Source organism: Marininema halotolerans, assembly GCF_900116235.1.
Taxonomy (GTDB): Bacteria; Bacillota; Bacilli; order Thermoactinomycetales; family DSM-45169; genus Marininema; species Marininema halotolerans.
Genome location: NZ_FPAA01000005.1, coordinates 153,879 through 170,722, shown reverse-complemented (window position 1 = coordinate 170,722; position 16,844 = coordinate 153,879). Strand labels below are relative to the sequence as shown.

The window sequence follows — 16,844 nt, the reverse complement described above, 5'->3', positions numbered from 1 at the left end:
GTATTTCTTTGATGGGATGAGTAATTCCTTCTGAACATTTTTATTTTTCCAATAGATGGCAAGCTGCGAAGTGATTCCCACCATAATTATTGAAGGAGGGTCGCACTTCACGGCAAACATCCATTACATGGGGACAACGTGTGTGAAAAGTGCACCCTTGTGGAGGGTCTGCCGGGCTTGGAACATCCCCTGAAAGAATGATACGCTCACGATTTGCCGTAGGATCAGGTACAGGTACAGCCGAAAGGAGCGCTTGAGTATAGGGATGGAGTGGGTGATCATAAAGTTCATCACGATCCGCTAACTCTACCATTCCTCCCAAATACATCACGCCAACTCGGTCACTGATATGGCGAACCACACTAAGATCATGAGCGATAAATACATAGGTGAGGTTAAACTGATCTTGAAGATCTTCCATCAGATTTAATACTTGGGATTGAATGGAGACATCCAGTGCGGACACTGGTTCATCAGCGACAATCAGCTTGGGTTGCACTGCTAACGCACGTGCAATCCCAATACGTTGGCGCTGTCCTCCACTAAATTGATGGGGGTATCGCTCACCATGATAGGAATCAAGCCCAACTACGGAGAGTAACTCTTTCATCTTATCCCTTCGCTCTTGTCGGTTCCCTAACCCATGTACCTCAAGGGGTTCGATAATCGCTGCTCCAGCTGTCCTTCTCGGGTTCAGCGAAGCAAAAGGATCTTGAAAAACCATTTGAATCTCTCGACGCATACGACGCATGTTTTCACCAGAGAGATTAGTCAGTTCTTCATCTGCAAAGCGAATCGAACCGGCAGTCGGCTCTTCTAAGCGAAGAATACTTCTTCCCGTCGTCGACTTGCCACAACCGGATTCCCCAACAATTCCAAGGGTTTCCCCTTTTCTAACAGTAAACGAGACATCATCCACTGCTTTGACTTCCCCAATTTTTCTTCCAAAAACGCCCCCGTGGATGGGGTAGTACTTCTTGAGGTGTTTAACTTCTAACAACGTCTCGACTGCTGTCACGATCCACATCCTCCTTCTCCGTACCATGTAACCAACAACGACTGGTGTGATCCCCTGTGGTTATATGAAAAAGAGGAGGCTCTCGATCCAGACAAATCGATTGCACATGCTCACACCGTGGAGCAAACCGACACCCCGTCGGCATCTGCCGAGGGTTCGGCACATTTCCAGGTATGGAATACAACCGATCACTCCGCTTGTCCAATTGTGGAATTGAGCGGAGTAAACCGGCAGTGTATGGATGTTTTGGGTTGGAGAAGAGGGTGTTTACATCTGCCTCCTCAACCACTTGACCCGCATACATCACGACAACACGGGAACACATTTCTGCCACCACACCAAGATCGTGGGTAATCATTAAAATTGCTGTTCCCTTCTCTTGGTTGAGTCGCCGCATCAAATCCAATATTTGAGCCTGAATGGTTACATCCAAGGCAGTGGTTGGCTCATCCGCAATCAACAACTTTGGCTCACATACCATCGCCATCGCGATCATCACACGTTGTCGCATACCCCCTGACAACTGATGAGGATATTCATCCAAAATACTATCCCGAGAGATTCCTACTTCACGTAAGGCTTCCCCCGCGCGATGGCGAGCCTCTTTCTTTCCAACCTGCCGATGTTGGCGTATCGCTTCAATCATCTGACTCCCCACTGTAAAAACCGGATTCAGCGACGTCATGGGTTCTTGAAAAATCATTGCCACTTCATTCCCACGTACTTGCCGCCATTCCCTTCTTTTCAATCGAGTCAGATCACGCCCAGCAAGTTGAATCGAACCTGCCTCCACTTTACCAGGAGGCGTTGGCACTAAGCCCATCACAGAAAGAGAAGTTACACTCTTCCCACAACCGGATTCCCCTACCAATCCAACAACTTCTCCTTCATTTACGGAGAGGTCAATACCGTCAACTGCCTTCACGACTCCTTTGTCTGTGTGAAAATGCATTTTGAATTCCTTAATTTCAAGTAAGGTTTTTGTCATGAAGACACCTCAAATCCAAAGAAAGTTCATACAATAAATGCCAGTTTAAATCTGCCAATGATTATGAATTCTTATTCAAATAATTATATTCGATATCGGATTGGTGAACTCCTCCCCCTTTCAAATACTTAAATTTACCAATAATAATTCCTTTTCTCCATATCCATTATCTTGCTACTTCCCTTTAACACTTTTTATGCACCGTGGCTTGTCCAGTAGAACAGCTTGTTTCTCACTCCGTCTTCTTTTTCCCAGGGTACACTCCCGTTCTCTTATCTTGATGTAGATGCCTTCATCCACTAGAATGGAAAGACAGTTTAGTCACTGACATGTAAGCATTTTGGTCTCTCTTCCTCTTCCTTTTGAGATATCCTTTTGCTACATAGAATCACCCTAGGAGGTACTATGATGACCACTTTAAATAATCACTCCCCTGACCTCACCCGTTACGTGTCCAATTTGGATCAAGATGTCTACGCCATCTTCAATCTTCCTGAAGAAGTGATCGCTGTTATTTTTGCATACGTAAGCCGTAGCTCCGCCAGTTTTCGGGACAATCTTGCACAATTGATGCAGGATGATGAATTAGGTGTAACTGCTTCAGCAGGAGGCATGGCCACCAAGTATTCCGAAAAAGCCGCTCGTTTTCATGAGAAGTGGGTTGTAGGATATGGTCACTCCAGCGTTGCAGAACACGCCACGGCTCACCTTGGAGTAGAAAACATCAGTCGATTGGCTTCTGCCGAACTTGAATTGGCCAATACTTTTAATAGTTTTACCGAATACAGCCAACGTTACCAACGACCAAAACGGGGACAATTCTTCACACCCCTTGAATTAAAGAATCATCCCTCAGCGAAGGAATCCTACCTTACTCTGCAAGAAAAAGCGTATGACACCTATGAAGCTTTATTAGATGGGTTGATCCCCTATCTAACGACAACCTTGCCCCAGGAAGAAGGGGAAAATGAACGCCGTTTTCGTTCTCGCGTGGAAAAAATCGCTTTTGAGGATGCCCGTTATGTACTCACATTAGCTACTTCTACAAGTTTGGGGATGAGTGGAAATGGAAGAGCGTTACGAGATACCATCGTACGGCTCTTATCGAGCTCTCATCAAGAATCACAGAACCTCGCACGGCAATTAGAGAAAGAAATTTCTCAAGTAATTCCTACGCTATTAAAGCACGTCCGTCCCAATGATTATTTGCTAGAATCTCGGACAGCCCTTCGTAAAAAAATGATTGTTCCGGCCAACCATCATTTACGAGGACACGCCCATGAGGGTCCGATCGCTCAATTTGTTCAGCTACCGGACTATGACCAAGCGCTTACCCTACTCTGTCAACAGATTCTGATTAGTGAACATCGCCTCTCCTATGAGGAAGCAACTACACTTGCCAACACTTGGAATCGTACTGACAAAGAACATTGGATGGAGGAAGCATTCTCCCGATTACGGTTCTTTGATAATCCGATGGATATTTTCAAGCATCTCTCTTATCACTTTGAATGCTCCATCTCAGAAGCAAACTGGCATCAGCTATTACGACATAACCGAGGGACTCACTTCACCTTTGGTGAACCCACCATCAATTTAGGCTATACCATTCCGCCCCACATTCGGGAAGCTGGCTTAACTCAACATTTTCAATCCTTTATGACAAAAGCTGAGGAAGTGGCACTAGGATTAGAAAAAGAGTGCCCAGAAGCTGCCCCTTACTGTATTACAAACGCCCATCATCGCCAAGTTACCGCTACCGCTAGTTTGTGGGAGCTTTATCATTTAATCAACTTACGCACTTCCCCTGAGGCACAGTGGGATATCCAACAGTTGTTTGAACAGCTTGCTCAAGAACTAACCATTAACCATCCTGCCCTCGTTCGTCATGCGAAACGGCGTTTATAATCTTCGACTTTTTAAAGCCCTGCTCTCATAGGGGCTTTTTTTATTTTATTAAGAAAGATATCGCAAAATTTTTATTTCATTGATATTAAATTGTATGTATAATGGGTGTGCAAACCTTTTGTTATATATTTTTTTCCATATTAAAGGAGGCTTATCATGTTACTCAAGAAGAAGTGGTTGCTTTCTCTCCTGCTTGCTGCGGCCCTTATTATCCCCTTCGCAGCTACTTCCCACGCTTCACCTGCATCCCTCGTTGGTGATCAAACCAGCAAACACGATGTTACCGCACAAGATGAGGAAAAAACGGTCGTCACTGTTACAGGTACCATTGCAGAAAATCGGGGATACGATGAAGACAAAGAACACCAGCATTTGCTTGTTAATAACTTAAATGTGGAAGATATCGAAAATGGAGATGCCTCCGAAGTCCCTGATCAAGCCTTTGTGTCCATTCGCATCGATGATCAGGGTACCGATGGTGAAATCCCTAATCTTCAAGCAGGTGAGCCCATCAAATTAAAAGGGGAATTCATCCCAGCCGATGAGGCCTATGAAACTCCTCACAATTGCTGCGATGCTGTGATTCACTTTGTTCACGATCCACTAGGGTATGTCGAGTACGGTGGTACTGTTTATAAATAAATCAATGCATAAATAACATATTACCGGCCGGGATTGTATCCTAAGCCGGTTTTTTTGTCGACATTTAGGATTAATTGTCATTCTATTGACAATTAATCGAATTATTTAATAGAATGCGAGGGGAGGAAAAAATTCACAGTTGGAGGGACCATCATGCAAAAACGTTACTTTCGAGCTGGACTTGTTGTTACCCTCGGTATAGGGATGCTTTTGACTACATCCGCCTTTGCAACGCCTATCCAAACCAATCAAATTGCCGATGAGATTAATAAAGACCGCATTTACAAACATATTGCTAAGCTAGCTAACAAAGATAATGCCCGTGTTACTGGTTTTGATGGAGAGCATCACGCTGCGGATTACATTCAGAAGCACCTGAAGAAATCAGGAATCAAAGTGGAACGGCAAACCTTCCCGATCATGGCCTATCTATCCCAGGGTTCACAACTAAAGGTGGCTGGAAACGACATCGAATCCCGTCCCTTTTCCTACTCCCAAGGAACCGATAAAAAAGGGATTACGGCTAAATTGGCAACTGCTGGTCTCGGACGGGCAGAAGATGTGCAAAATCAAGATTTGAAGGGCAAAATTGCCTTGATTCAACGGGGTGAAATTACTTTCTTTGAAAAGCAAAAGCAGGCAGCAAAGGCTGGAGCAATCGGGGTTATCATTTATAACAACGTAGAGGGTAGCTTAAATGGCACCCTTGGATCCCCTGGTGATATCCCAGCCCTCGGAATAAGTAAAGCGGATGGTGAAGCACTTCTTACGAAAGTGACCACAGAAGCTTCTGTAAAAGCGACCATAAAAGCGGATATTGAGATGAACCCCAGCTATTCACAAAATGTGATTGGGACCATTAAAGCGAAGCGCGGAAATAAAGCCAAAGCAAAAACCATTGTCATTGGCGCCCATTATGATGGTGTCGATGCTCCCGCTGCCAATGACAATGCCTCAGGCACCTCAACCCTGCTCGAGGTGGCTAAAGCTCTATCCGATGAAAAACTAAATCACAATGTAAAAGTCATTTTCTTTGGTGCTGAAGAGGTTGGGCTGGTCGGCTCCGCTCGATATGTCAACTCGCTTACTCCTGAAGAAAAAGGAAACATCGCAGCCATGATCAATATGGACATGGTTGGCGTCGGAGATACCATGGGACTGATGACGGCAGATCCCAATGCGACATCCTTCGTAGCAGACAGAGCCGAGGACTATATTCAAACTTATCGTTTCCCCTATGAACGCTCATCCTCGACACGGAGTGACCATGCCTCCTTTGAGGCTGCGGGTATCCCCGTTGCATTCCTCAACTGGCACACGGATCCATATTATCACTCGGATGAAGATACCATTGATAAGATCAATAAAGGTAATATTGACAAGATGGGAAAACTCGTTACCTTGCTTGTACGAAATATGGCCGTTGAAAAAAATCTTCCTTCCCCTGGTAAAAGTAAGGTGAAAAACCTTGGCAAATCTAAGTTCCCTGTTCCTGGCGAACAAGCAAAGTAACCCATGTTTTTCTTCATCGAAGAACATAAAAAAACGAGCGGAAAAATTCCGCTCGTTTTTTATTTCGACCGTCCGTAGTAATCATAGCGATCTCCGTTGACAGGATCACTCGGATCAAATTCTGGGGACCCCTTTACATTATCTTTGACAAGATCGACATGGATATAAGCATCTTCAACGCTCACTTTAACAATCGAGGTTTTATCAATCATCACCTTTTTGCTAGATAACCAGTTTCCTGCATCAACAACAAGATATTGAATGCTCCAACTATGATCGTCGATGATAAAATCATGGACTTGCCCTAATTCCCCATCATGCGTCTTTAAAGTATAGCCAATCATCGCATGAACCGTGAGAAGCTTTGAATCATCCAATTCCTTATCCATATAATCGAAGTCGTTTGGATGGGAAGTTTTCCTTTCACCTTCAACAGCAGCGGTGGGGTTTAGTAAGTCACCTGGAATCATTCCTCCGCCCCACAACCCTGTTCCTCCCCAATAAATCGGCCATCCGTAGTGATGATGTAAATCCTTTTCCGTCCGCCGTGTAAATGGTTGATCTGCATCCACTTCCGGACTGTTCTTCACCTGTTCCTCAGTCAAAGTGAGAATCACTTGTTGTTGTTCCCAATCTACTTTATCAATAGCGATGGGGGAGATTAACACACGTTGTCGATGAAAGAGAGAACCGACATCAACGACGAGGTAGCGCATTGTCCATGTATCATTATCGATCCAAAAACCATCCACTTTTCCAATCTCGCCATCCACACCGGATACGGTGGTTCCTCCAATTCCTTTCACACTGACTAACATCTGCCTCTCCTCCTTTTATTTTTCCTTTCATGTACTCACATCGTTATCGTTCTACTGTTAGAGGTTGTTTTCCCCTTTATATATTTTGCAAACATTTTATCACTTTCTCATCCATCTATTGGTAACCCTTGGCTGTATGATGAAAACAAAAAAACAAGTGCTTATCGCACTCGTCTATTTCACCACACAGGCTATTGGTTTGATTCTTTGATCAACCAAGGAAAGAAGCGGTGACGTCTTCCCATCATTTCTTTATAATGACTCGCCTCTGTTAAAGCACTTTCCTCAACAGGAATTCGTACAAAGAGAAGAATCCATCCATTGAGTAAACTGATCCCAACCGCAGTCCACCAAGCATTGAAGATCAGGGGGAAACAGAGTAATTCAACCATGACAACGAGATAATTAGGATGACGAAGATAACGATACGGACCACGTAACACCGGCTGATGACCTGGAATTACAACAATTCGGGTGTTCCAATATCGTCCGAGTGATGACAATGACCATAGGCGGCATCCCTGCGCCAACAGAAACACCAATAACGCAACGATTCCACCTTTCATTAACGGAGGGCTTCCCCCTCGGGTTTCCCATAGGAGGCTGAAAAAGAATAATAGATGAACCCCCACAACTAGCGGATAATGCCCTTTCCCTACCTCATATCCTCCCTGGGCAATCGCCCAGCGAGTATTGAAACGAGCAATGATTAACTCAATGATTCGTAGTAACAAGAGGACACCCACCCAAAACCATGCCCAACTTGCCTCCATGACATTGCTCCCCTTTCTTTTTCACCATTGCAGTAGCATCATTTCGGAACTAAATCCTGGACCGAGTGCCGTTAATAGCCCATAACTTCCTTCATGATGTTGTTCTGCTAGTTCTCTTTCTAAGACAAATAAAACCGTAACCGATGACATGTTCCCAAATTCTCCTAATACCGAACGTGAAAAACCCAACACCTGTGCATCAAGTTCAAGGGTTTCCTCATAGGCAGAAAGGACTTTCATGCCTCCTGGATGAGCAATTACCCTGTCTAATTCCCCTAACCCTAACCCTTGTCGCGATAAAAAACCCTCTACCGCTGGACGGACTTCTCGCCGCACAAGATTGGGAATATCGCGGGAGAAAACCACCCGCAATCCATTATCATCCACATCCCACCCCATCACATCTAAGGAATCTGGCCATGTTGTGCTTAGGGTGTCAATAATTTGTGGACGGTTCTGTGTGGGCAGAGAAACTTGATCCCCGGTAATTAAAACAGCTGCTGCTCCATCTGCAAAAAGCGAGGTTGCTACTAGATTACTTTTCGTCCGATCTCCCCTGCGAAAGGTAAGGCTACATAATTCCACGGCTAATAACACAACACGACTTTCAGGAAAAGCGCGTGCATACTCATATGCCCGTGCCAATCCCGCGGCACCACCTGCACACCCCAGCCCCCAAATGGGAGTCCGTTTCACATGAGGTGAAAAATGAAGCCGATGAACCAAGCGTGCATCAATACTCGGGGTAGCAATCCCTGAAGTGGAGACAAAAAACAGATGATCCACTTCCTTCGCTTGAATTCCTGCTGCCTCCAAACATCGTTGTAATGCTAATTCTCCCAATTGACAAGCTGTTTCCGTATACGCATCGTTCCGTTCAGAAAAGGGTCGCTCTTCTTCAAACCACTCGCGCGGACGTGCGAGCCTTCTCGTCTGTATGGATGTATGTTCAAAAATGGGGAGATACCGATCAATATTAGTGAATGCATCTTGAAACAATTCCTTTGCAAAAGCGCGAGCTTCATCCTGCTTCAATGTATGATCAGGGACAGCTGTCCCCACAGCCATGATACGAGGCACACGAATTCCCCCTAACTACCAATCATTCTCACCAACTGTGCCTATAGCGTATCCCGTCCATTTAGAAACATACACGAATTAATTCCTTACTTATATCTTCTCAGGCTGGTTGATGATCCAAAAGGTAGAGCCGGAGGTTCTGAGGGATCAGTTAAAACTGGACCACTTATGAAAAAAAGTGCTGCCGGCAAAGAAGCCAACAGCACCATAGAGTGAATGCTACACCCTAATACCACTCTATCCAAAAGGATGATTGATCCTTCACATCCTTCACCGCCTATCTTTCTTACGTTGATGGATACTTTCTGCAATAGCATGAGCCTCTTTAATCAATTGCTTTGTTCTTACGACATGATCACCATCGGGGTTAAGGATACAGACAAAATGTTGAGAGGCATAGTGAGGATGGGGTAGAAACACATTTACCATTGAAAAGTCAATTTCGCCATCGGGTAGACAAGAATTGAGGTCGTTAAACGTCGCTTTGCTTACTCCGATATTGAGACGAAATACACCTTCACGATCAAGGTTGGACACATTATCAAAGTCATTGTCTGAATGGGCAATTGATACAAAGGGTAAGCGATGATCATCACCAACAAAGAATAACGAATAGCCAAAGTTCTTCACGCATTGCACATTGGGTAATGCCATCACAAATGTTTCAAAATCCGCGCTATTCATTACCATTCCTCCTGTCTTTCAGATCATCCGATTCAGTGCAGGTCCAAGGTAACCCTCCACGACTTACCTTCTATCCAGCCTTGTAGTACTTTCTCAAAGAAGGTGGTTGTTGCTTTTGCTATTGAACAATTTGCACAGCTTCTCTCTCTTCTTCCGTTGCAAAGTCCGTATTAATCGGTAACCATAAGGTAACGGTCGTACCCTTTTCTAGCTCGCTATCAAAGGTAAGGATGCCCCCATGATGATGAACAATTTGCCGAGTCACCATCAACCCGAGTCCTGTCCCGTCTTCCTTCGTGGTAAAGAATGGATCCCCTAACCGCTGTAGATGATCAGGAGCAATCCCTTTTCCTTCATCTGTAATGGTCAAAGTCGCCCCTTCACCATCTCCTTGGAGACAAACATGAAGCGTACCGCCTTCTTCCATCGCCTCCATCGCATTCTTCAATAAATTCATCACCGCTTGTTTCACCTGATTGGCCTCACACCGGATTCGAGGAAGTGGCTTATCAATCTCTGTAACAATCATAATACGTTGCAGGTGCGCTTGACTTTGCAATAACGTAAGCACATCCGTTAATAAACCATAGGGATCTTCTTCTGCGACCCTAATCGATTGCGGTTTTGCTAATAGAAGGAATTCTCGGGAGATGCACTCAATTCGATCCAACTCCTTGAGCATAATCTCTCGAACCTCTCCTTGTTCAAATTGGAGTTGCACAAAACCACGCAGAGCTGTTAAAGGATTGCGAATTTCATGCGCAACGCCTGCCGCCAATTGGCCAACCACCGTTAATTTTTCCGATTGCCTTAGTCTTTCTTCGGTTTTTTTACGCTCGCTAATATCACGGACGATACAGATAAAGATCCAGTTTTCAACCTTACCTCCGAAGCTGTAAGCCATCTCGACGGGTACCAACGATCCGTCTCTTCTCATCATCTGTATTTCAGTCAAACAACTTGGATATACAATATGGTTCTCACTCCATTGACGATCTAACTTCTGTTGGTATAGCTCATGAAGATCCTCAGGCAATAGCATAATAAAAGGCTTTCCGATCACTTCTTCTTCTGTATATCCAAAGAGAGTCTCCGCCCCGTTGTTCCAAGAGAGGATGCGTCCATTACAATCTCCGAGAATGACGGCATCCTGTGCCGATTGCACAACCGACCCAAATTTTGTTTCAGAAAGGGCCAGAGCCTCTTCTGCTAGTTTGACATCCGTAATGTCTTGAATTGTACCCCAAGCCTTACAAGGATCTCCATCGCAACTCCATTCAACCTCTCCGGTTTGCCGCACAACTCGCAATTCACCATCCGGACGCCAAATGCGAAATTCCAGATCCAGTCCACCCCCATTAATCGCAGTATCCAACTGCTGAATTACTTTTTTCTTATCTTCAGGGTGAATCAGTGAAAATGCTTGTTTCACAGGAATTTTACGATCATGATTCTCCTCAAACCAGCGTGTAATCTCCTCGGAACAAATCAGATAATCACTTTTAAAATCCCACTCCCAGTTGCCTAACTGGGCAAGGCGAGCCGCTTGTAAACGTGCTCTCTCACTACATCCCTGTGCTTCAATGGCTTCCACTTCACAGGTTACTTCTCGTAAAGTTACCAGTGTCCCGTCTTCGTTATTTGTTACTTTTTGTGTTCCCTTCAACCAACAGAGGGTGCCATCCGGGTGGTGAATTGGTACTGGCTCTGATAAATAGCCCACTGGAAGTAATTCGTCCACCCGCATGCCACCCAATTCTTTACTTCCTAAAAAATTACTCGCTGCCCGATTTGCATATAAAATTCTTCCTTGGCAACTGATCCAAAGCACACCTTCTGACATCTGTCGCAAAAAACTTTTCCCATGAGTAAGCAAGAACTCCTCTTCGCGATTCCCCTCCGGTTTCATCGCAACCCCCCGTCTTTCACTCTTTTTTCATTATAATTTACGTAACTTCACACGCTCAATTGAATGGTTATGACCTTTCTCCAATATTAAACGTGCTCGATTTTTTGTAGGCAATATATTTTCCTCAAGATTAGGTAGGTTAATTTCATTCCATATTCGATTGGCCAATGCTTTTGCTTCCTTTTCAGATAGATCAGCATACCGACGAAAGTAAGAACGCGAATCTTGAAATGCCGTCTTTCTCAGAATTTGAAAGCGTTCCACATACCATCGCGCAATATTTTCCTTAGCAGCATCCACATAAATCGAAAAATCGAGGAAATCGGACACAAATAGAGAGGCTCGCTCTTCACCCTCCACGTCCAAACTTTGAAGAATGTTTAACCCTTCGACTATCACAATATCAGGTTGGCGAACAATCTTTTTTTCATCGGGCACAATATCATAGGTCAGATGGGAATACACAGGGGCCGTTACAACAGGTGAACCCGACTTTACATCCGACATAAAACGAAGAAGTGCTTGACGATCAAAGCTTTCAGGAAACCCTTTACGATGCATAATTCCCCGTTCTTCTAAAATCGCATTCGGGTACAAAAAACCATCCGTCGTGACCAATTCAACGTGAGGATGATCCGGCCAACGGCTTAATAACGCTTGCAAAACGCGAGCCGTTGTACTCTTGCCCACCGCGACACTTCCCGAAACACCTATTAAAAAAGGAACTTGCGGACTGATATCGCCTAAAAACAATCGAGTGGCTCGATAAGTATCCTGATTCTGTGCAAAAAGTACATTTAACAAGCGTGATAATGGCAAATAAAAATCGGAAACTTCTTCTAGGGAGATATTTTCATTAATCCCTCGTAATTTCTCTAAATCCTTTTCATCTAAGGTTAGAGGCACCGACTCACGTAACGACTTCCATTCTTCACAAAAGAAGGTGAGATACGGTGAAAAAGATGAATAGGCAGGCATACAATCGTCTCCTCATCAGTACATTCCTCGACGGACCGGCCGTCCATATTTCTCCCCGTATTCTACCATTACTTATGTAGTTATAGGAAACCATCCTTTGATTCAGGGATATATTTTTCCCACATCCAGTATAAATCTTAAACTTAGTAAAAACAAAATATTAATATAAATAAATAATGCTTCAAGAAGGGAGAAATATTTGTAAAGGATTAAAAAAACGGGGGGTTTAATCGTAAACCCCCCGTTTTTTTAATCCTTTAATCCTTTATGTGGCGAAGTCAGAAGAGGACGTACCTATCGACTCCCCTCATTTACTCGTAGCACCACTTTTCCGCCCCCTTTTTGATAACATAACCGATGACCTTCTCCAGTCGGCCAACAAATTTCCGCGTCATGAAAAGGATCCGCTGTCCCATCTAAATGGATCTGGGTATCACTGAGCACTTCATCTAATGAACGGCTAAATTCCGTATCTGAAAGAAAATGTCCATTCATCGTACGCATCGCAATACGAGTCATCTCTTGATAACATTCCCTCACTCGATTCGTCAGATCATCCATCAATGCCTGATCGACACTCGATAGTTGAAATTGCTCTGGATTTCCCTGCATGGTATCCCTCCTTGGCACTCAGGATTCCACCTACCTCTGCCCTTTATACAGTTGAGTATCGGCCTTCACCAACCATTACTCCAAAATTATTCATGAACACCCCTTGAAAGTCAGAAAAGGTCAGAGTATAATAAGCCTATCGAAAGTCAAAGTTAGTCAAAGTCAATGTGTGTCATCCAATGAAGGAGGTATGTCACATGAAATGCCAACAATGTAACCAAGACTCGGCAATCGTGGAGCTCCATCTTCAAGTTAATGGAAAACAAACACATCTTCACCTTTGTCAAGATTGTTATAACCAAGTGAAAAATCAATTTCCTTATCCAGCTGGGTTCCCAGGTGACCACTCTTTACAGAATTTCTTCCAAACTTTTATGGGGCAACCCTCAAAATTCGCCTCTGATTCCCATAAGAACAACGCCACCACTCGTCCATCGACAACCGGTCGTGGAGGGGGGTTACTTGATCAATTAGGAAAAAACCTTAATCAGGCAGCGTCACAAGGACTGATCGATCCTGTGATTGGAAGAGAAAAAGAAGTGGATCGCGTCATTGAAACCCTAAACCGGCGGAATAAAAACAACCCTGTCTTGATTGGAGAACCTGGAGTTGGAAAGACTGCGATCGCAGAAGGATTAGCGCTACGCATCACCCAAGGCAACGTACCTCAGAAACTAAAAAACAAACAAGTTTATCTATTAGATGTTTCCTCCCTCGTTGCAAACACAGGCATTCGAGGTCAATTTGAAGAACGAATGAAACAGCTCATTACCGAGCTACAAGAACGTCAACAAGTCATTCTATTTATCGATGAAATTCACCAATTAGTAGGTGCAGGTTCTGCTGAAGGTTCCCAAGATGCTGGTAATATACTAAAACCCGCTCTTTCTCGGGGAGAACTTCAAGTCATTGGAGCCACCACGTTAAAAGAGTATCGGCAGATTGAGAAGGATGCGGCCCTAGAACGTCGTTTTCAACCCGTTATGGTGAATGAACCTTCGGTTGAGGAAGCCATCCGTATCCTTCAAGGATTGCGCAAAAACTATGAAGACTATCATCAAGTCGAATACACAGAAGAAGCCATCCAAGCTTGTGTACAGCTCTCACATCGTTATATCCAGGATCGTTTTCTACCCGATAAAGCCATCGACCTTATGGACGAAGCGGGATCCAAGATCAACCTGTCTCACGTAACAGATTCGAGCGCTGAACTTCGAGAGCAGCTCGCTCAAATCACTGCTGAAAAAGAACGAGCCACTCAGCTAGAAGAGTATGAACGTGCAGGTCAATTACGGGATCGAGAACGGCAATTGGAACAAAAGTTAGAGACTGCTGAAGAGCAATCCCAACGAGCGATTGTCGATAGCGAAACCATCCAACATCTTGTGGAATTAAAAACCGGGATCCCTGTTCGTCGCCTACAAAAAGATGAACAGCAGAAGATGAGGGATTTGGCTGAACGGTTAAACGCACAAGTAATCGGTCAGACCGATGCAGTGACAAAAGTGGCGAAAGCCATTCGCCGCAATCGTGCCGGTCTTCGAAAAGGCTCTCGTCCAATCGGTTCCTTCCTCTTTGTGGGGCCAACCGGTGTTGGGAAAACAGAGCTTGCTAGAACCCTTGCAAAGGAACTTTTTGGAGATATCGATGCGATGATTCGCTTAGATATGAGTGAATATATGGAGAAGCATACGGTCTCCAAACTGATTGGTTCTCCTCCAGGTTACGTAGGACATGAAGAAGCTGGACAATTGACGGAACGTGTTCGCCGCAATCCCTACAGCATCTTGTTGCTGGATGAGATAGAAAAGGCTCATCCTGATGTGCAACATCTCTTTTTGCAAATCATGGAGGATGGACGTCTCACCGATAGCCAAGGCCGTACCGTCAGCTTCCGTGATACCCTGATTATCATGACCAGTAACGCGGGAGTAGACATGAAACCAAAGGCAGCCATTGGTTTTGACAATGATCAGACAGAGGAATCCCACACGGAAATCCTCGATACACTTTCCGATTATTTCCGGCCTGAGTTTTTAAACCGACTCGATGGAATCATTCCTTTCCGCTCCCTTTCCCAACCTGACTTGCTGCAAATTGTTGAACTCATGTTAAAAGACGTTCAAGATATCGCTCAAGAACAAGGGATTAAACTTTCCATCAGTGACGCCGCCAAAAGTAAATTGGCAGCTCTCGGTTATCATCCTTCCTTTGGGGCACGACCCCTCCGTCGTGTCATTCAAGAAAAGGTCGAAGATGGCATTGCTGACCGAATGCTTGACGATGAACAAGTGTCAACTCTTCTTATTGACATCCATGATGAAGAACTGATGGTCAGGACTACCCCCTAATCACTGACTGAACCGCCGCTTACTCAGCGGCGGTTTTTTATTTGCCAAATAAACTGGAATAAATCGCATTTTTTTACTTTTTATATTATTTATCATTCGATATAATGGGGAGGGTTGGATTTTAAATGATAACCCTTCCCCGAAGATATCCCAAGTTCACGAATTCAAATTTTTGAAGGAGTGATTCCATGTTGAAAAAAAGCGCATGGATTAGTGGATCGATTGCAACAGTGACGACAATTGCCGCGGCTATTGCGGTGATACCTGCTTGGGCCGATTCAAACACGGCTGCAAGTCATCATCACACACCTAAAAATGTCATATTGATGATTGGAGACGGAATGGGAGCAGGACATCGACAAGCGATACGTCTCTCTAAAGTGGGGTTAAATGGAAACTTAGAAATGGATAACCTGCCGATCAGCGGCCTTGTCCACACTTCCCCTTCTGATTCCTCAGCAACTGTTACTGACTCGGCAGCTGCTGGAACCGCCATGGCAACGGGTGTAAAGACCTATAATGGTGCGATTGCAGTCAACCATAACAAACAACCCATTCCTACAATCCTTGAGCGGGCAAAACAGATGGGAAAAGCGACTGGTTTGGTTACCACCAGCCAAATTACGGATGCAACGCCTGCTTCATTCGCTTCTCATGTAACTAACCGAAAAGAGCAAAGTGAAATTGCTCGACAGATGATCGAAGAAAGCCAACCCGATGTCCTTCTTGGCGGTGGTGAAGATTACTTTTACCCTGTAGGCAATCCGGGGAAGTATCCTGATACGGATAAACAAAAAAGTAGTGCACCTTCCCATTTGGTAAAAGAAGCGATAAAAAACGGTTATACCTATGTATCCAACCGAAAAGAGTTGCGACAAACAACCAGCAAAAAAATTCTTGGCTTGTTTGCCAATGAAGAAATGTTCATACAAGCTCCTGAGGATGAAGGAGCTACATATCAACCTGTCGTCCCACTTAAGGAGATGACTAAAAAAGCCCTTTATACCTTAAACAAAAGTAAGAACGGGTTCTTTCTTTTAATTGAGGAAGAAGGCATCGACGAGATGGCCCATAACAATAATTCTGAGCTTACTTTAAAATCTGGACAAGCCTTTGATCGAACAGTCGGAATCGTCAAGCATTATGCAAAAAAACAAGGGGACACACTGGTCATTGTCGTTGGCGATCATGAAACTGGCGGGATGACGATTGAGGACGAGGGGGATAGCAGTCATCCCGATGAATCCGGGGATGGATTATCCCAAGAAGATGGCCCTTTTCCAATCGCCCATTCGAGTAAAACCTTCATCATCGACTGGACAACGGGAAATCATACAGGTGTCGATGTTCCTCTGACTGCCATGGGACCTGGGTCAAAACGACTAACCGGAATGTATGAAAATACCACCCTGTATGATGTTATGTACCAAGTACTCAGCGACCGTTAAAAGTTCATTCTTCATACACAGGCAGATGCCACAAAGAATCTTTGGCATCTGCCCTTTTTTATGCACACACCCAACGTTCTTTACAAATAATTAACCTTTTTTCCACGTTTCCCATAAACTCTT

General features: G+C 44.4%; 14 protein-coding genes. 5 read left to right on the top strand and 9 right to left on the bottom strand.

Annotated features, from left to right (window positions below):
* Positions 1 to 40 precede the first annotated feature (40 nt).
* A complete protein-coding gene (locus CHX35_RS08185) occupies positions 41 to 1,018 on the bottom strand; it encodes an ABC transporter ATP-binding protein (RefSeq protein WP_245838703.1) in 978 nt (325 codons plus the stop codon).
* A complete protein-coding gene (locus CHX35_RS08180) occupies positions 987 to 2,006 on the bottom strand; it encodes an ABC transporter ATP-binding protein (protein WP_091836712.1) in 1,020 nt (339 codons plus the stop codon). Before CHX35_RS08180 ends, CHX35_RS08185 begins: the two co-directional genes overlap by 32 nt.
* Positions 2,007 to 2,414: 408 nt before the next feature.
* On the opposite strand from CHX35_RS08180, the gene CHX35_RS08175 reads away from it, so the two are divergent.
* The 3 genes from CHX35_RS08175 to CHX35_RS08165 all read left to right on the top strand — a co-directional run bounded on the left by CHX35_RS08175 (position 2,415) and on the right by CHX35_RS08165 (position 6,068).
* Complete coding sequence (locus CHX35_RS08175; RefSeq protein WP_176391972.1) at positions 2,415 to 3,914, top strand: FAD-dependent thymidylate synthase; 1,500 nt, start codon at positions 2,415 to 2,417, stop codon at positions 3,912 to 3,914.
* A 156-nt stretch (positions 3,915 to 4,070) separates the two neighbouring features.
* Positions 4,071 to 4,556 carry a hypothetical protein gene (locus tag CHX35_RS08170; RefSeq protein ID WP_091836457.1) on the top strand — a complete coding sequence of 162 codons (486 nt, stop codon included), beginning with the start codon at positions 4,071 to 4,073 and terminating at the stop codon, positions 4,554 to 4,556.
* A 153-nt stretch (positions 4,557 to 4,709) separates the two neighbouring features.
* Positions 4,710 to 6,068, top strand: coding sequence for a M20/M25/M40 family metallo-hydrolase (locus CHX35_RS08165; RefSeq protein WP_091836455.1), 1,359 nt, complete (start codon positions 4,710 to 4,712; stop codon positions 6,066 to 6,068).
* A gap of 59 nt (positions 6,069 to 6,127) precedes the next feature.
* Here CHX35_RS08165 and CHX35_RS08160 read toward each other — a convergent pair whose 3' ends face one another.
* The 7 genes from CHX35_RS08160 to CHX35_RS08130 form a co-directional block, all read right to left on the bottom strand.
* Positions 6,128 to 6,886, bottom strand: coding sequence for a PRC-barrel domain-containing protein (locus tag CHX35_RS08160; RefSeq protein ID WP_091836454.1), 759 nt, complete (start codon positions 6,884 to 6,886; stop codon positions 6,128 to 6,130).
* Positions 6,887 to 7,077: 191 nt separating this feature from the next.
* A complete protein-coding gene (locus tag CHX35_RS08155) occupies positions 7,078 to 7,659 on the bottom strand; it encodes an isoprenylcysteine carboxyl methyltransferase family protein (RefSeq protein ID WP_091836453.1) in 582 nt (193 codons plus the stop codon).
* Between the two features lie 21 nt (positions 7,660 to 7,680).
* A complete protein-coding gene (locus CHX35_RS08150; RefSeq protein WP_091836451.1) occupies positions 7,681 to 8,739 on the bottom strand; it encodes a type III polyketide synthase in 1,059 nt (352 codons plus the stop codon).
* A 270-nt stretch (positions 8,740 to 9,009) separates the two neighbouring features.
* On the bottom strand, positions 9,010 to 9,423 hold the full coding sequence (locus CHX35_RS08145; protein WP_091836449.1) for a DUF6194 family protein: 414 nt from the start codon (positions 9,421 to 9,423) through the stop codon (positions 9,010 to 9,012).
* Positions 9,424 to 9,541: 118 nt separating this feature from the next.
* Positions 9,542 to 11,332, bottom strand: coding sequence for a PAS domain S-box protein (locus CHX35_RS08140; RefSeq protein ID WP_091836448.1), 1,791 nt, complete (start codon positions 11,330 to 11,332; stop codon positions 9,542 to 9,544).
* A gap of 30 nt (positions 11,333 to 11,362) precedes the next feature.
* Positions 11,363 to 12,310 carry a type I pantothenate kinase gene (gene coaA, locus CHX35_RS08135; RefSeq protein WP_091836446.1) on the bottom strand — a complete coding sequence of 316 codons (948 nt, stop codon included), beginning with the start codon at positions 12,308 to 12,310 and terminating at the stop codon, positions 11,363 to 11,365.
* A gap of 294 nt (positions 12,311 to 12,604) precedes the next feature.
* Positions 12,605 to 12,922 (bottom strand): hypothetical protein, encoded by a 318-nt coding sequence (locus CHX35_RS08130; RefSeq protein ID WP_091836444.1) that lies wholly within the window; start codon positions 12,920 to 12,922, stop codon positions 12,605 to 12,607.
* 197 nt (positions 12,923 to 13,119) lie between these two features.
* On the opposite strand from CHX35_RS08130, the gene CHX35_RS08125 reads away from it, so the two are divergent.
* Positions 13,120 to 15,273 (top strand): ATP-dependent Clp protease ATP-binding subunit, encoded by a 2,154-nt coding sequence (locus CHX35_RS08125; RefSeq protein WP_091836442.1) that lies wholly within the window; start codon positions 13,120 to 13,122, stop codon positions 15,271 to 15,273.
* 188 nt (positions 15,274 to 15,461) lie between these two features.
* Positions 15,462 to 16,721 carry an alkaline phosphatase gene (locus CHX35_RS08120; protein ID WP_091836440.1) on the top strand — a complete coding sequence of 420 codons (1,260 nt, stop codon included), beginning with the start codon at positions 15,462 to 15,464 and terminating at the stop codon, positions 16,719 to 16,721.
* Positions 16,722 to 16,844 lie beyond the last annotated feature (123 nt).